Annotated in this window: 11 protein-coding genes; 2 read left to right on the top strand and 9 right to left on the bottom strand. The window is 41.1% G+C overall.

The window, feature by feature from the left end:
• Positions 1-106 precede the first annotated feature (106 nt).
• The 6 genes from FC85_RS07800 to FC85_RS07775 all read right to left on the bottom strand — a co-directional run bounded on the left by FC85_RS07800 (position 107) and on the right by FC85_RS07775 (position 8,671).
• A complete protein-coding gene (locus FC85_RS07800) occupies positions 107-1,657 on the bottom strand; it encodes a glycoside hydrolase family 30 protein (RefSeq protein WP_057864974.1) in 1,551 nt (516 codons plus the stop codon).
• 225 nt (positions 1,658-1,882) lie between these two features.
• Positions 1,883-3,418, bottom strand: a complete 1,536-nt coding sequence (gntK, locus tag FC85_RS07795; RefSeq protein WP_057864973.1) for a gluconokinase — start codon at positions 3,416-3,418, stop codon at positions 1,883-1,885.
• A 214-nt stretch (positions 3,419-3,632) separates the two neighbouring features.
• Entirely contained in the window at positions 3,633-4,622 is a 990-nt protein-coding gene (locus FC85_RS07790; protein ID WP_057864972.1) for a D-isomer specific 2-hydroxyacid dehydrogenase family protein, read from the bottom strand.
• Positions 4,623-4,697: 75 nt separating this feature from the next.
• Positions 4,698-5,579 (bottom strand): aldose 1-epimerase family protein, encoded by an 882-nt coding sequence (locus FC85_RS07785; protein ID WP_057864971.1) that lies wholly within the window; start codon positions 5,577-5,579, stop codon positions 4,698-4,700.
• Between the two features lie 25 nt (positions 5,580-5,604).
• Positions 5,605-7,029, bottom strand: a complete 1,425-nt coding sequence (gene uxaC / locus FC85_RS07780; RefSeq protein WP_057864970.1) for a glucuronate isomerase — start codon at positions 7,027-7,029, stop codon at positions 5,605-5,607.
• Positions 7,030-7,045: 16 nt separating this feature from the next.
• Positions 7,046-8,671 carry a mannitol dehydrogenase family protein gene (locus FC85_RS07775; RefSeq protein ID WP_057864969.1) on the bottom strand — a complete coding sequence of 542 codons (1,626 nt, stop codon included), beginning with the start codon at positions 8,669-8,671 and terminating at the stop codon, positions 7,046-7,048.
• Positions 8,672-8,877: 206 nt separating this feature from the next.
• Here FC85_RS07775 and FC85_RS07770 point away from each other — a divergent pair, with 206 nt between their 5' ends.
• Positions 8,878-9,549 (top strand): GntR family transcriptional regulator, encoded by a 672-nt coding sequence (locus tag FC85_RS07770; RefSeq protein WP_057864968.1) that lies wholly within the window; start codon positions 8,878-8,880, stop codon positions 9,547-9,549.
• 107 nt (positions 9,550-9,656) lie between these two features.
• Here FC85_RS07770 and FC85_RS07765 read toward each other — a convergent pair whose 3' ends face one another.
• Positions 9,657-11,075 (bottom strand): MFS transporter, encoded by a 1,419-nt coding sequence (locus FC85_RS07765; protein WP_057864967.1) that lies wholly within the window; start codon positions 11,073-11,075, stop codon positions 9,657-9,659.
• A gap of 591 nt (positions 11,076-11,666) precedes the next feature.
• On the opposite strand from FC85_RS07765, the gene FC85_RS07760 reads away from it, so the two are divergent.
• Entirely contained in the window at positions 11,667-13,010 is a 1,344-nt protein-coding gene (locus FC85_RS07760; RefSeq protein WP_057864966.1) for an MATE family efflux transporter, read from the top strand.
• A gap of 143 nt (positions 13,011-13,153) precedes the next feature.
• Here FC85_RS07760 and FC85_RS07755 read toward each other — a convergent pair whose 3' ends face one another.
• Complete coding sequence (locus tag FC85_RS07755; protein WP_057864965.1) at positions 13,154-14,482, bottom strand: enolase C-terminal domain-like protein; 1,329 nt, start codon at positions 14,480-14,482, stop codon at positions 13,154-13,156.
• Between the two features lie 584 nt (positions 14,483-15,066).
• Positions 15,067-17,562 carry a glycoside hydrolase family 31 protein gene (locus FC85_RS07750; RefSeq protein ID WP_057864964.1) on the bottom strand — a complete coding sequence of 832 codons (2,496 nt, stop codon included), beginning with the start codon at positions 17,560-17,562 and terminating at the stop codon, positions 15,067-15,069.
• Between the last annotated feature and the right edge of the window lie 6 nt (positions 17,563-17,568).

Below are 17,568 nucleotides of genomic sequence, written 5' to 3'. Positions count from 1 at the left end.
AAAACAGTCTTCCCCACAAAAATAAATCCAGTCAACAAACCTCCGCGTTTCACGTAATTTGTCAACTGGATTTACTTTCAATTTAATGATAATGGAGATTGATTTTCTACTTTCTTCCCGGTGCGACATCATCAGTATTAGCCGGTGTTGGGTTGAGCTTAAAGTGATCATCAGCAGGAACCTTTGATTCATTCACTGCATGATTGGCTTTATGCAAGGTTACCGTTCCCCAAGCCGGGACCGTCACGTTCTGCCAATTAACCGCATACCCGTTAATTGTAACGGCTGCTTTCAATGGCTGACCAGTCGGATTATAGAGATGGGCTGAGATTGAACCATCAGGAGCTAAGAACGCTACTGATCCCAAGCCACCTGTAAACCCATCCGGCGTATAATTGGATGATCCGATGACAATTGAGCCAACTGGAACATCCTGACCAAAGTTGCGGAGCATATAATATTCAAGATTACGCTGAACTTTACCGGTTGTATGGTCAATGGTGACAACGCCGCGGCGACCTGTTGAATCCGCTGCGTTTGGCAACCCCCGTTCGTCCAAAGCAATATTCCAGAGATTAATCATATTCAGACCATTTCGAACCAACCAGTTGGCAATAATGCCAAACATAATGTGGGCAGCATCTTCAGGCGTTTCTTCCATCATGCAACGCCGTTCAGTCATAATAACCTGCCAATTTGGAAAAGCCCGGTTAGCGTTAAACAGGTATGGATAAGGTCCTGTGTAAGTATGAACCGCTAACCCGTCAAAGGCACTTGCTTGGACAGGCGTGACATTGTTGGTAATCGGCTGATCCAACGCATGAAAACTATCATCCAAGAAGTAAATTTTAGTTGCCGGGAACGTCGAATTCAGAGCTGGTCGAAGATACTCGTACCCAAATTCAGCGATTTGATTTGGTGTCCAAATCATTGCCGGCCAGTGAGCTGCATTAGACGGTTCATTTTGAATTGTCACACCATAGATTGGAATCCCCAACTTTTGGTAGGCCTCGATATAACGGACAAAGTAGCGGGCATAAACGGCATCAAACGTGTGGGCTTTACCATAGCCGTTTCCCGTAAACTCACCAAATCGTAAATGACCACCAAAGGTTAAGTGACCCGTATTCTTCATCCACGCTGGTGCCGACCACGGTGATGCAATGATTTTAACAGCTGGATTAATTTTTAAAATTTCTTGGAGAACCGGTACGATGTACTTCAAATCTTTAGTTGCATCAGGTGCCCCCGGCTTACCCTCACCAACGGAAAATTTTTCAAGCTTAAAATCATGTTCGCCAAACGGTACATCATCGTAAGTGTAGTAATCCTGACTTGAAAAATCACACGATCCAAGGGGTACCCGAACAGTTGAAAAACCACCCTGAGTCGGATCAAATAATTCATGAAGCAGAGAATCCCGTTGATCTTTGTTTAAAACGCCCCAAATCAACGAAGCTGCTGAATCAGTAATTGCGGCACCTTGTCCCAACCAATCCTGATGCTTTTCAGAAGGATCAATCACGATTTTAGCTGCTGCTTGATCGGCATCACCAAATTTGGGTGTGGCAATTTGCTCACGCTTCTGTGAAAGATCGCCTGCCGTTGAAGTCCAAAATTCTGTTGAAAATTCACTTGATTCATTATTAGTTGTCAAAAAATCATCTTCCCATTCATAAATGATATGATAAAGCGGTTACAAAAACAAACTCGATAAAGGGACTCATTTATCTCAGTCTCTTTTAATTATTACCAAGTGGAAACGTGGTTCAAAAGCCAGCTCCCGGCCATATAAGTAACTCAGTCAAATATTCAAACCCCGAATATCTAGCTGAGTTACTTATATTCTGGGAGCTAACCGCCTTTTACCCCACTTTGTTTCCTATCCCGGAAACTCTCGTTGATAATCCGCGATCGCCTTGTACTCCGTTGAGAATTCACGACTCAATCGCAGGTAAATCGGAACCAGTTTCCGATATCTCGCAAATGTTTCTTCATTTGGTTGATATTTGTTTTCCTTACCTAAATACTTCTTAATATCTTCAAGCTTATCCTCCATCCCCAACGCCATCTTAGCCAGGAACATCGCAGCCAGACTGCCGCTTTCATAGGATTCAGGGATAATAATATCATTCTCAAATATATCGGCCATCATTTGTGTCCAGAGTTTGGATTGGGCAAAGCCACCGGCTGCTAAAATGGCTTTGGGATCGCCGGTAACTTCCTTAAGGGCTAAAGTAACCGAATAAAGGTTGTACATAATGCCTTCCATCACAGCTCGGATCATATGTGCTTTGGTATGCTTTCGATTAAGTCCGAAGAACGAACCACGAGCATTCGCATCCCACAACGGTGCCCGTTCACCACCCAAGTAAGGATGGAAGATCAGGCCGTCAGAACCAGCCGGGACAGTTGCTGCAATTTTTGACAACATATCATATGAATCCATCCCAAGTAATTTAGCTGCCTGCTCTTCTGAAGCAAATAACGCGTCATGCGCCCAGCTAAGGACAATCCCACCATTATTAATCGGACCGCCAACCAGGTATTTCCCTTTCATGATTGGGTAACAATATAGCCGCGCTTTGGGATCAATCCTTGGCTTATCAACAAAGGTCCTCACTGCGGCCGATGTTCCGATATTAATAGCTAAGACACCGCTATCAATGGCGCCAACGCCAATCGTCGATAACGCCCCATCAGTTGCCCCCATTACAAAATAGACATCCTCGTCAATTCCCATGACTTTAGCATATTCTGATTTAATCCCTTGGAACTTATCAGTTAAATCAACGAGCTCGGGAAGCTGATCTTTCGTGATACCAGTTTCTTTAAGTGCCTCTGGATCCCAATCACAAGTCTTCATATTAAGCAAACCACTGGCTGCTGCCATTGAAATTTCCTCTTTGAGAACCCCGGTATATTTCCAGATAATGTATTCTTTAATGCCAACCCAATAAGCCGTTCGCTTAAATAAATCAGGCTGTTCATTCTTAAAGTACAGCAGCTTGTAGAAGGGTCCCATCGGATGAATTGGTAATCCAGTCCGTTGATACATTGCCATCCCACGACCATTTTCTTTATATTCACGGGCATACTTTTCCGATCGGTTATCTGCCCAGGTCAGCGTTCTGGTTAACGGTTTAAAATCTTTATTTAATGCGATCAGACTGTGTTGCTGGGCTGACCAGGAAATCGCAATTACTTTGCCGTCAGTTAATTGTGCTTTTGCCACTACCTCTTGAATAGCTGAAAGAGTCGCGTTAAAAATCTCATCCGGATCTTCTTCTGCCATATCAGGAGTGTCTTGATATAGGGTGTAGCCTTTATTGGCCTTTGCATAAATTTTGCCATCGGTATCATAGAGAAGCGCCTTTGTACTGGTGGTTCCCACATCAATTCCAATAATATAATTCATAATGTTAATCTCCGTTCTTACAATAACTAGTATACCAGAATATTAAATCAGATATACCAGATTGTCAATAGCGCTTTCATTGTTATTAATTCAAGGATCAGTTTGCCTTCAATCTACAGCAAAAGGGACTGGGACAAAAGTAAATTTTGCCTCGGTCCCTTTTAGCAATCGTTCTCATCCAATTAAAGATCGTTCAAAAAATAATTCAGATTGTTTAATCAATCGTGTGAGTAAGTTCCCGAACCGGTCGCTTGCCGGCAACAATGTTTCGAACGTCGCTAACACACTTCTCACCCATACCATGTAAACACTCATACGTGTATGCGGAGGTATGCGGTGTCAAGATAACGCGATCGTTCTTTAAGAATGGATGATCAGCCGGAACCGGCTCAACTTCCATTGCATCTGCTGCGTAACCAGAAAGCTGGCCACTTTCAATCGCATCACTGATCGCCTTTTCTTCAACCAAAGCACCACGGGCATTGTTACAAATATAAGCACCCTTTTTGAGGTTCTTGATTGTTTCAGAATTAATCAAGTGATAGTTACCATCATTTAAAGAAGCATTCAATGAGATGTAGTCACAACGCTTTAATAAAGTTTCCAGATCAACCTGTTCCACGTTATGATTAGTTAGCCATTCACCCGAAACATGAGGATCCGGATCATTAACCAGCACAGGACCACCAAAAATGCTGAACAATTCAGCAACTCGGCTACCAATATTTCCACAGCCAATCACACCAAATGTCTTACCACTGAACTCGTTACCCATAAATTGAGCCCGATCCTGATAACGGCCGGCACGTTCACGTTCTGATGACGGAACAACTCGACGGACCAATGCCATCAAATTAGCTAATTCATTTTCAGCAACCGAGTTTCGTTCAACGTGTTGCGGCACAATAGCAACTTGGACGCCGTGTTCTTTAGCCGCTTTAATGTCAACGTTGTTAAACCCAATTCCGTGACGGGAAATCAATAATAGGTCATCCATGTTATCGAAAAATTCTTTGTTAAAGAATGGGGTCACACTGGCAATAATAATGTTGTAGCCATGAAGCTTCTCAGCTAAAGACTTGCCATCAATGTCGGTTGGCAGCATAAACCGCTTAACGCTACCAATCTTTTCTAATTCCTGCCAATGCTCTGTGAAAATTTGTCCAAAACTGCTTGAGTTAACAACAGCAATGTTATATTCCATCTCAAACTCTCCTTTAGATGATTAATTGTTTATACTGATATACTAGTTCTTTGTCGAACCATTGTCAAAGTCTTTTTAATCAAGTTTAATGTCACATTCATAGCTTCTGGTAGCTTTGGCATCAAGATGATGGTTGCCTTCCTTTGATCCAAGCTCAACAAGGTCGCCATAGACATCCGGTAAGCCGTTAAATCCTTCAATACATAAGAATGGCGCATTAGCACCTTCCTTTGTCCACAAAGTAATATGATCAAAGTCGGATACGTCAACAGTTACAGCATGCTTAGTTTCCTTAGAATAAAGCTTGACTGACTTAATCCCAGTATTCTCAATGATCAATAATCCCTTTTCAAACATGGCGTGATCAAGCTTAACCGTCCCATTCTCGTAGTTTGGCAACTGTTCAATCTTCCCGCTTCGATAAGGATTGGGCTTCTTGACGATCTCATAAGTCTCTAAGGAGTCGGTTTTAGGTTCAATATCCAGTCGATAGTCATCAAATATTCCTTCACCATTAATTGGCACGTTAAATGCTGGATGATAACCGAGTGAATATGACAAATTCTGATCATCGTCATTTTTAATGTCAAATTTAACGGCCAGACCATTCTCAGAAAGACTAAACGATACTTTGAAATCAAAATCAAAGGGATAATACTTCTTAGTGGCATCACTGGACTTTAATAGTAGTGAGACGGCGCTGTCAGTCTTTTCGGCAACCACAAAATCAAAGTCGGCGACAAAACCATGCTGTGGCATCTCATATTTTTTGCCATTGATTAAATAAGCATCGTCATTTGAACGACCAATTGCCGGAAACAGAATAGGCGCATGTTTCTCCCAAATATCATTATTCCAAATGTAGTCAAAACCGCCTTGCTTATTAATCAAATGGGTTAACTGGGCACCGTGCTCATCAATCTCAGCAGAGAACCGATCATTACTGATTTTTTGCATTGTTTTTATCCTCCTCTGAGAATCCTTAGTCCTTATCAAAGAAATGGAATTGATGATAAGCATTGTTGTAGGCAATGTCTTCAACGATTTGACCGAGATAGTCCTCGTCATCAGGCGCCTGGCCTCTTTGGACCCATTCACCAATCACGTTGCACAAAACTCTTCTGAAGTACTCATGACGTGGATAAGATAAGAAGCTTCGTGAGTCCGTCAACATCCCAACAAAGTTAGGCAATAGACTTTGCTCAGCCATCATCGTTAACTGTTTCTTCATGCCGTCAAATGTATCGTTAAACCACCATGCACAGCCTAATTGAAGCTTTTGAACGCCATCTTGTTGGAAATCACCCATTCCAGTTGCTAATTGCAACCAATCATTTTGATTTAATGAATAGAAGATTGCTCGTGGAATCTCATTTTCAGTTTGCATATCGATCAATAACTTCATGAATTCTTGGGCAATATCCGGTTGCGTCCCCATTGAATCAAAACCGCCATCAGCACCAAATTGTTTAAACATTGGCTTGTTGGCGTTCCGAATGACATTCATATGGAACTGCATCGTCCAATTAAATTCTTTATTCAATTTCATGAGGCTTTCAATCAACATCGTTTGATATTGATCGATTTCGTGGTCGGTTAAAGCTTTATTGCTGCGGGCTTTCTCAACAATGCGATCAAGTTCAGCGTCAGTCGCTTTGGCAAATCGGAAGAAGTTAAGCCCATGATCCGATAACTTACCGCCCATGCTTGAGAAATATTCAAATCGTTGACGCATAGCACTCATCAATGTCTTGAATGATGAAATCTTAACGCCCGAAACGTCTGACAATTGATCAAGGTACTCACCATAAGTGTCATCGGTTAAATGAAGTGCCTTATCCGGCCGCATTGCAGGCAATACTTTAAAACCGTTTTGGTCTTCCTCTTCTTTTAATAACTTATGATACTTAAGATCAGAAGCCGGATCGTCAGTCGTGCAGAGTGCCTTGACGTTTGATCGTTTGATTAAATTACGAGGCTTAAAATCGTCAGTTTGAAGTAGCTTGTTTGCCTTTTCCCAAATTGCCGGTGCTGACTTTTTATTAAAGATATCATCAATTCCAAAGAAACGTTTCAATTCAAGGTGAGTCCATTCATACAACGGATTACCCAGTGACTTCTCAATGGTGCCGGCCCAAGCAATAAATTTATCATAATCATCACCGTCACCAGTAATCAGCTTTTCAGGAACGCCATTGGCTCGCATTAATCGCCATTTATAATGGTCGCCGACACTACCATCATTAACCCAAATTCGGGTAATGTTCTTATAGTTTCGGTTTTCGTAAATCTCTTTTGGATCCAAATGACAATGATAATCAATAATTGGCATTTTAGAAGCATGATCATGGAACAGCTTTTTGGCCATTGGTGTGGTTAATAAGAAGTCATCGTTTAATAATGTCATCGTTTATCTTTCCCCTTTAATTAATTTGCTTTGCGTATTTTGATAAAGTATCTTCAAGGGTCTTGCGAACAGCTCCTACCCCGCTGATTTGTGAGGCAAAATAATTCTCAACCTTTTCGCCAAGGCCAACTTCATAAAGATCATGACCAAAGATTGACTTATTTGAAAGGATATCCTTCAAATGCGCATGAACATCAGTCTTTTCACCCAGCTTAATGTCACTGACTTTAGGTTGGAGTTCAGATAACAATGGATCTGGACTTGGTGTAAATGGCTTGCCCTGATCATCGATAGCCATCAGATAACGGCACCAAGTTGCTAAAACTAGTGGAATGAAGTTCAAGTCAGCTGGGTTACGCTTAGGATCGTTGACATAATGTGAAATCGTAACCCCGTAGCGAACCGCCAACTTCTGTGAGGTATCTGAAGCAATTCGTTGCGGCATATCGGGAATGTAAGGATTTGGCAATCGTTTGTTAACCAACTGGTCGATAAATTCCTTTGGGTTAATAACTTTAGGATCTTTAACGACTGGCAGTCCTTCAATGTAACCAATTTGCTTGATTAAATTCAGCATGTCAGGATCACTGACTTCTTTAGCAATCGAATTAAAACCAAGTAGGCTACCGTTAACTGCCAAAGCCGTATGCAACGGATTCAGGCAAGTTGTCACTTTCATTTCATCAGCATCATTGACTGTGTCACGATCAGTTAAAATGACACCGGCCTTTTCAAGAGCCGGACGACCATTTGGAAAATCGTCTTCAACAACTAAGTAATGAACCTCTTCGGTATTAGTAAATGCTGCAATATTCGTATGGCCTGGTGTATGCAGAATCTTATAATCTTCAAAACCATCTTTGCTTAACTGCTCTGAAACTGTATCAGAAGGGTTAGGCGTAATTCGATCAATCATCGAAAGTGGGAAGCTGATAGTTTTGTCATCTTTTAAGTAATCAACAAATTCTGTAGGAACTAAGCCGTTCTTTTCCCAACCCTCAGCAATTGTCAGAACGCTCTTTTCAAGCCGTTCACCATTTTGCGAGAAGTTATCAGTACTCAAAAGTGCCATTGGATACTTGCCGGCTTTGAAACGAGCAAACATTAGTGCTGTTAAACTGGCCATATTATTCTTCGGTGCTTCCGGACCATTTTTGATATCTTCTTGAACGACAGGAATTAGATTCCCCTGGCTGTCCCAAAGGTTATATCCCTTTTCAGTAATTGAAAAGGTTGCTAATTGAAGGGCTGGATTTTCAAAAATTGCAAACATTTTCTTCCAGCCGTCGGGGTTGCCCTGATCAAAGAAGTCAGCATCCGCAACGGAAGCAAACAGTTCCTTTTCAAACTTACCATCTTCGTGGGTAATCACCCGCAAAATTCGATTGTCATATTGTTTATAAACACCTTTAACAACATCGGGGTCATGGGTTTCACCAACAACAATTCCGGCATCCAGATCACCAGATTCTAGTAATCGATCCGCAATTGCGGCGTGGAACGCCCGGAACAAGTTACCACCGCCGAAATGAACCCAGCGAGTAGCCCCTGTTTTTTGTTTAATATCATAGCTTGGAACCTTGATTCCTGCGTCTGTAAATGCTTTCTTATCAGTTAAATAGTTATCAGTAATTTTTACCATTAACATACCCTCCTAGTGCAACTGGTCGTTAAAATCCAATCTGCATCCTTTTACAAAAACTGATACACTAGTAACCTGTATCCGCTTTCAATACCATTATATTCTGATATATCAGATTGTCAACACCTTTTAACGTTAAGTAAAATTGCATTAACTTTTGGATAATCGTATGATAAACTGTAGGAATAATTAAAGGAGATTATGATATGGATAATATGCGTAGTGACGCCTATAACGAAATAAAATACAAAATTATCCACTTCGATTACATACCGGGACAAAAGATATCTGAAAAGTTAATTTCTGAACAGTTAGGCCTTGGTCGAACACCTGTCAGAGAAGCAATCATCAGAATTGAACGTGAAGGCCTAATTGAAGTGATACCTCAGAGTGGGACCTATATAACCAAAATTGATATGGCAGATGCCAAAGATGGTCGATTTGTCCGGGAATGTATCGAACCAAAAATTATGATCAATGCCGCCGTTAACATTTCTGACGAGTCACTGGATACCTTAAAGGCCAATCTTCATTCACAGGCCCAAACGGCTGATAAAATCCAACCCGACAACTTTTTTGATTTGGATCAGGATTTTCACCATGAATTTTACAAGGTCGTTAATAAAGAAACTGTCTGGCAGTGGCTGCAAATTAATAATACCCAACTCAACCGATTCCGCCGATTACGACTTAAAGAAATGGAACTAAATTGGAGCACCATTTACAATCAGCATAAGAAGATTTTTGATGCCGTTGTTGATAAAGACATTGATGATCTTGAATACCTAGTGAACGAGCATCTTCATCTAATGTTAATCGAAAGTAAAAAGGTGCTTGATGCTTACTCCGATTATTTCCAAAATTATGAGCAAGATTAATTACCATTATATGTCATTAAAAAAATGAGGTTCAAAATCAATCGATTTGATTGATTTTGAACCTCATTTTATTTTAAAAACTTTTTTAACCTATTTTTTAAAGAAAGTTATTTCTCTTCATCCTCAGTGTTTTCCTCATGAATCTTTTCAAGCTTGCTTGCGTTGGCAAGAACCCGCTTCTTGTTTAGTGGATAAAGAAAAATTAACACAATGGCAGCCAATGCAAGACAAACGGTTGGCACACCCGTTGCTAAATAGTAAATTCGATCAACAACTTGGGTCGTTTGTTGAACACCACCGGAAGTTGATGAAATATAACCAATCGCCGTCAACATGAAACCACCAAAACCACCGGCAATTGCTTGGGCAACCTTACGAGCAAATGAGTTAACACCGTAAACAATACCATCTTCACGAACACCAGTTAAAACTTCGTGGTTATCAATCACGTCAGTAATGAATGCCCAAACCATCAGGTTAAAGACACCGGCACCAAGTGAACCAAGGACTAACATAATCAAGTAGAACGCAGCACTATGCGTATGAGTGACCATCAGAATACCATAAACAATGGCACCAAAGATCAAAGCTGTGACCGTACATTCTTTTCGACCAAATTTTTGAGTCATCCAGTTACTAAATGGTGCAAGTAACAAAACAGTTGCAAAGTTAATAATCAAGGCTAATGACATTGCGGCTTTGTTTTGGAAATAATCATTAAACAGATATGAGATTAAAGTTCCTGAAAGGTTCTGGTTAACAACCAAAATCAAATCAACGACAACTAAGATGATCAATGCCCGGTTTTCAAGCATTCCTTTAACTAACCGACCCATCGGTACTTTTTCACTTTTTTCAGTTCGAACCCGTTCGGTTGTTAGATGAGTCGTCAACTGGTAGCAAACATAACCTAAAATTGCACAAACGACAACCACCCAGAAGAAACGGTTACCGGAGATCTTTTGTGAAGCGCCAACGTACATGAACATTGGAATGATGTAACTAGTAATTGCACTACCTAATGCAGAACCCATAGCACGGAACGTTGATAAAGATGTTTTGTCGTTAGGGCTACTACTAATAGCTGAAGCCATTGAACCATAAGGAATATTGACAGATGAATAGAAGATTCCCCATGCAAGATATGTGATGAACACATAAATCAAACGATAAGTTAATGACCAATCTTTAACGATTGGGACAAATAGCAGAACCAGTGAAATTAATAATGGGTACTTCATCCTGTTAATCCATGGCTTGAATCGACCAATCTTATGAAGCTTACTATTATCAACCAATCGACCAACAGTAATATCAGCAAAGGCATCAACGAATCGCGCAATAATGAACAGGATTCCGACTTGGGCTCCCGTTAATCCCAAAACGTTGGTGTAAAAAATCATTAAGAACGAGTTAACAACGTTAAATGAAAAGTTGTTCCCAATGTCTCCAAACATGTAACCAATTTTATCTTTAATATTAAAAGGCTTGTCAGACGTAATAATTGTCTTTTGTGTTTTATCCAATGTATGCCACTTCCTCTAAAAATTATAAAAAATATTGCAAATCCACATCAACAGCTTAAGCGCTTACAAAAATAAATTTAATAAACACTCAGAATTACATTCCAAATGACCAGTTGACATTAGCCCTCCTTCAAACTGATACATAAGTTACTAAAAGAATAACACCAAATGATTGCGTTTACAAGACCTCTCCAAAAATAGTTTTTGACTTTTTTCACATTCATTTATGCTTTAGGAAAGCTGTAAATCGGCAATATCAGCAGTATATGATTAAATATTGTTTATTTTTCCCAAAAAATAATTCTTGCTTAAAAGCAACAATTAATAGGGAAATCCGTCAAATCTAGTATATCTATTATGTATTCCGAATATATCAGTTGCTTAATGACTTCGATTAGAAGAAATCCTAATATGTCACTGTTAAAAGTTAGTAATGAAAAAAGATACACTGCTTTTTAGTGTATTTTTACTAAAAATATCGAACGTTTTAACATTTTTAATATACCAGTTCTTGACGGTTCAAAACATCTCCCGTAATATAGGCTTTGTAATCGTTTTCTATTATTTAAAAATAAATGGAGAAAAATCCGCATGAATCAAATTGATTTGACAAAGGGAAATCCATTAACCAGACTAATTCTTTTTTCCTTACCATTAGTTGGCGGTTCCCTCTTCCAACAACTATATAATTTTATCGACACTTTAATCGTTGGCCGACTAATTGGTATTGACGCGGTCGCAGCAGTTGGTGCCTATTATCCCCTAAGCTTTTTAGTCCTCGGCTTCATTCAAGGCAGCTGCATTGGTTTCAGCATCCCACTATCGCAAAGTGTCGGTGCTAAAGATCAGCAAGCTACCAAAACCTTTTTTACAAATGCAATTTGGATTTGTTTAGCGATGGCAATCTTATTAACACCGATTATGATAATCGGCGCCTCTGGTGCTCTGAAGCTTCTAAATACCCCCAGTAATGTTTTCAAAGCAGCAGTCACATTCACCGTCATTTCTTTTTTAGGAATTCCAGCTAACATTCTCTACAACTATTCGGCGGCGGCTTTGCGCGCATTTGGTGACGCGATTCATCCGCTCCATTTTTTAGTTATTTCATTAGTTATTAATGTCATTCTTGATCTTATTTTTATTATCAATTTTCATTTGGGAATCGCCGGCGCTGCGTGGGCAACCGTTATTAGTGAGTTCATCGGCGGTATTCTTAACTTAACGCTCTTTTTGTTTGGGAAACACCGGCTAACTATTGACCGTCAAAGTTGGCGCCCAGCTCCCAAGGCAATTCGTAAAATGACTGCAATTGGGATTCCGATGGGATTTGAATATTCGATTTCAGCAATCGGTGCCATTATCATGCAGGACGCGATTAATCGGCTGGGCTCAAATATCATGGCTGCCCAATCTGCCGCTGACAAAATCCGCCAATTGTTTACCTTGCCAATGGAAAGTGTCGGGGCAGCGATGGCAACTTATCAGGCTCAAAACTTTGGTGCCAAAAACGCTAAAAGAATTAAACAGGGGATTTCAAATGGGGTGATGATTCAAATTATTTACTCAGTAGCAGCTTTTGTGATTATTAATTTAACAAAGACCTCATTAGTAACTGCTGTCTTGGGAACCGGTTCTATGCAAACAGTTACTAAAGCCAACGAATATCTCACAATCATTTCATTTTTCTTTCCAGTTCATGGATTGCTCATGATTTTTAGAAACACCCTTCAGGGATGGGGGCACAGCCTATATGCCATTGTCTCTGGATTTGGTGAATTACTTGGAAGATCAATTGGCAGCCTTTTTGCATTAGGTGCCGCCGGGTACACTGCTATTTGCTATTCAAACCCATTGGCTTGGGCAATTTCTTTAGTTTATTGCGTGATCATGACTTGGAAACTCTTTAAACAAGACAAGGACGGCCTAGCTATTTAACGTCTTGGCGTTTTCTCTAATCAAAAAGAAGAGTTAGGCAAAAAACGGGACTGGACAAAATTACTTTTGCCTCAGCCCCGTTTGATCTCTAATATCTTACTTTAAATAATAAAGATTCGTTACTGGATCAGTTAAACTGTTTCTCACCGAACCATAGCCGGACGCTTTGGATCAAATTGCCAACCCGGAATTAACGCCTGCATTGCTTTAGCATCATCCCGCGCACCAAGATGCTGATTAACATAAAGCTGGTGAGCCCGTTTTATCGCATCTAAATCAACCTGAATCCCCAGTCCTTCGTTATGTTTAGAAACCGTCAACTGACCATTTGTGATCTGATATGGATTTTTCGTTAGATACTGGCCATCTTGCCAAATCCAATGCGTATCAATTGCATATATCTCACCCGGTGCCGCTGCAGCAGCGTTGGCGGCCATTGCTAATGAAATATCAAAATGATTATTGGAATGAATTCCCCAATGAAGGCCAAATTCATGGCACAATTGGGCAACTCGAACAGATCCCGCCATTGTCCAAAAATGAGGATCAGCTAATGGGATTGAAACACTGTTCAAGGCAATTGCATGTCGCATTTGACGCCAGTCAGTATCCACCATATTTGTTGCTGTTGGCATAAAGGTTGCCTTTTGATATTCCGACAAAATTTCTCGTCCCGAAAAACCATTCTCGGCACCACAAGGATCCTCAATATATGTCAAAAACGGTTTAAGTTGGTCGGCATATTGAATTGCTTCGTCAAGCGACCAGGCGCCGTTAGGATCCAGATCCAGTCGAGCATCTGGAAACGCCTGATGCAATGCCTTGATAGTGGCAACTTCTTGCTCTCCGTTAAAAACACCACCCTTTAATTTAAAGGTGCGAAAACCATAGCGGTCATAAGCTGCTTGAGCCTGACGAACGATTGCTTCAGGCGTTAACGCCGGTCCACGGCGAATGCGTCCCCAGTCATCGGTCTGATCATCATCTTGAATATACGGCAAGTCCGTTTTCGATCGATCACCAACATAAAATAGATACCCTAAAACATCTATCTTTTCTCTAACTTGACCATCTCCCAATAATGCCGCCACCGGCACATGAAGATATTTGCCTAATAGATCAAGAAAGGCGGTTTCAATCGCAGTAACTGCATGAATCGTGATCCGCTGGTCAAACGTTTGGTTACCCCGACCACCTGCATCTAACGCTTGAAATTTGTTCTCAACTGTTTGCAATACCCGTTTGAAGTCGCCAATTGAACTGCCAATTACCAATGGGGTTGACCGCTTCAAAACATCTGTAATCTTTTCGCCCCCAGGAACCTCACCGACTCCCATCTGCCCTTCAGTTGTCACTAAAATAACAATATTTCGGGTAAAGAATGGGCCATGAGCCCCACTAAGGTTTAGCAACATGCTGTCATATCCGGCAACTGGATATACCATCATTTTTTCAATTTTTGGAACTGACATGATAATCACCCTCCCGTTTAATTATGTGCACATATCATTGGGTCGAAACAATCAGTTTGAAAAGTAGGCCTGGTCAGTTATTTCGAGTGTTATTGGCTAAAGAGCAGGCTCCGGCTATTTAAGCCAAGTAACGCCACATTCCAGGTTCGGGAATATGGGTCCTCGGCTGTTATTTGGCTGAAACGTGGTCTAAGAAGCAGCTCCCGGCCATATAAGCCGGTCAACGCCACATTCCAGGTTCGGGAATATGGGTCCTCAGCTGTTATTTGGCTGAAACGTGGTCTAAAGAGCAGGCTCCGGCCATATAAGCCAGTCAACGCCACATTCCAGGTTCGGGAATATGGGTCCCCTCGGTTGTTATTTGGCTGAAACGTGGTCTAAGAAGCAGCTCCCGGCCATATAAGCCAGTCAACGCCACATTCCAGGTTCGGGAATATGGGTTTCCTCGCCTGTTATTTGGCTGAAACGTGGTCTAAAGAGCAGGCTCCGGCCATATAAGCCAAGTAACGCCACATTCCAGGTTCGGGAATATGGCGTTACTTGGCTTATATTCTGGAGCCTAAGCGCTCTTTAGCCCACTCTTTTTAAATAGAAATCAAATCCTTCACCGCGAAGTTCAAATGAATTTGATACTTTTTCTCTTCTGGTCGCGACAATTTTACAATCACTCGTCGGTTTTCGCCATTAAAGAACCATCCTTGATCCGCTTTCTCAAATTTTTCATGATTCAAGAATTGCTGAATTTCAGTTCCAGCAACCGACACTTGCGCCGGCGCCACATCCGGGCACATTACTTCCAGCTGCAGTTTCTGAACACTTGTCTTGTACGTGCCGTTATTGGTAACATCCACAACAACCCCGTCATCAGAACTTGAAACTGCAAATTTTGTCGTCAAATAATCGCCCTTTTGATAATCATTTGTCTTACCATCATCCTCATACAACATGAAGGATGCCTCAACTGACGGTTCAATCAGCAGATTTAACTGTTCAATTGACTGGTTATGAAGATTCATCAAATGAGGCGCCGTTGGGACAATGCCACCGGTTCTTAAAAACATTGGAATACTATGCAGATCAACCGGCAACTCAATCGTTTGACCGCCCTCATAATATTGACTGTCAGCTAAGTTGACCCAGTCCGCCCCTTTAGGAAGGTAGACTTTTTTCATTGTTTGACCTTTGTCAAGAACATTGGCAATCAGTAACGAAGGCCCCAGCATGAATTCGAAGCTTTCCTCCAACACTTTTGGATCATCCTGAAACTCATAAACCAGCGGTCTCATAATTGGCGATCCCTTCGTTGATGCTTCAAATAAAAGTGAGTAGAAATACGGAACCAGCCGATACCTTAATTGAATTGCATCTCGAATATACGACGTATACTCTGGATACATCCAAGGCTCAGTAACTGTATTATCCGTGTTTGAAGAATGAATTGAGAACCTTGGTTGGAAAATACCATTCTGAACCCATCGGACAAACAATTCCGGCTCTGGTGCCGGACCATCAAATCCGCCAATGTCACACCCCTGGTTGGCAACGCCTGATAATCCCATTCCCAAAACAGTTGGTACGTTATATTTCACATTGGTCCAACTCGTTCGGTTATCGCCAGCCCAGGTCTGGGCATAACGTTGAATACCGGCAAATCCAGCTCGGTTAATCAAGTAAGGACGAATATTTGGATCATAATCATGAATCGCCTTCTTAGCTGATTTAGCCATCATGGTTGGCATGATTGGTTTCAAACTTTTAATCGGCTTCTTCAAGCCATCCGCGTCAACCACCGCATCCCCATTACTAATTTCATACTCGTTATTATCATTCCAAATCGACGTAATCCCTTTGGACAATAATGCTTTTGTCATAAATCGATTCCACGTATTCCGACCATTTTCACTGGTGAAATCAATAAAATGCGCATCGCCACCCCAATACTGATCCGTTTCAAATCCTTTTTCATCAGAAGTTTTGACAAACGCATTGCCCTTTTCAAATTCATCCATAAACGGGTGGGTTAGCAACAAACCCGGTTTAATATTCGGAGCAAGTAAAACGCCACGCTTTTTAAGTTCCTTAACAAAATCATCGGGATTAGGGAAGCGTTGTTTGTTCCAGTTGAAGACATACCGCTTGCCATCCTTACCAGATGTATAACCAGAGGATAAAAAGAACCCATCACAAGGAATGCCATTTTTCTTGCAGGTATCAACAAAATCTAAAATTGCTTCATCCGAGTGTTGATCCAATTCAGTGTAGTACATTGTTGATCCCATATAGCCAAACGATGCAAGGGGCGCCAACGCACTTTTACCAGTTAAATCAGTATAGTGTTCAACAACATCCTTGACCGTTGGGCCACCGATGAAGAATAAGTCAATGTCACCACCATCACATTCGAAATAGCTATAGCGCTGCCAATAATTACTGTGTTCGCAATCCATATCAAACACTGAATCATAGGCATTGTTATAAAAGATTCCGGATGCCATGTTCTGCTGCGAATCTAAATCAATATAGAACGGAATCATTTTATATAACGGATCGGACTTGGCCGCGTTCCAGCCCAACGAATCGGTATTGTGCATTCGCATCCGACGTTTAAACTTATTGAGTTTCCCAGACTTTTCACCAAAGCCGTAGAAGTAATTATGATCTCCCATCCGTGAATAATGAAATGATCGGCCATTATCATCTTGTAGAAATGAGCGTTTAGGCAGGTCTTCATGAACAACGTTGCCGGATTTATCCGTAATTTTAAATCCAAACGGGTTCTTTTCAATATGCAGGTCGTACTTAGGGCCAGGGACAAGATACTCGTCATCATTTTCAGTCAACTGGATTGGAAGTGGTGTGACCTGTTCGCGCTCATCCTTAAACAGATCGTCAAGCTGATCATTCCATGCCGTTTTAACAAGTGCATAAGAGGCTTCCGGTGCAAAACTTTTAGCAAACGTCCCACGAATTCGAATAATATTATCATCTATCAAATAAATTTGAAACTGGGCACCGTCCGTCTGAACGGTTAAATAGCCTTGATTAGGCTTAATTCTAACTATTTTTCGACTAGATTTCATGACTTA

The organism is Lentilactobacillus diolivorans DSM 14421 (assembly GCF_001434255.1).
GTDB classification, from domain to species: domain Bacteria; phylum Bacillota; class Bacilli; order Lactobacillales; family Lactobacillaceae; genus Lentilactobacillus; species Lentilactobacillus diolivorans.
This window is presented reverse-complemented; position numbering and strand designations above follow the sequence as displayed.